This window comes from Seonamhaeicola marinus, assembly GCF_008085455.1.
In genome coordinates this window covers 1-293 of sequence record NZ_VSDQ01000061.1, presented here as the reverse complement: position 1 = coordinate 293, position 293 = coordinate 1, and the positions used below count along the sequence as shown (strand labels likewise).

The 293-nt window shown below is 29.7% G+C and carries 1 protein-coding gene and 1 pseudogene; both read right to left on the bottom strand.

What is annotated here, in order from left to right:
- On the bottom strand, positions 1–179 hold a 179-nt coding region (gene rpmG, locus FUA24_RS00395), incomplete at its 3' end, for a 50S ribosomal protein L33 (protein WP_148539590.1).
- 26 nt (positions 180–205) lie between these two features.
- A pseudogene (locus tag FUA24_RS25490) lies at positions 206–293 on the bottom strand (50S ribosomal protein L28); the annotation flags it as partial.

Below are 293 nucleotides of genomic sequence, written 5' to 3'. Positions count from 1 at the left end.
TTTATCTCTTTATGAACTGTCATACGCTTAAGGATAGGATTGAATTTTTTTAATTCCATTCTATCAGGCGTATTTTTTTTATTTTTTGTAGTAATGTATCTAGAAGTTCCTGGTTGACCAGAAGCTTTGTGCTCTGTACATTCTAAAATTACTTGTATTCTGTTGCCTTTCTTTGCCATTTCTTAATACTTTTTAAACGCAGCTATTATTTTAAAAACCCTTTAGATTTAGCTTCTTTAATTGCTGCAGATATACCTATTTTGTTAATAGTTTTTAAAGCAGACGTAGAAACC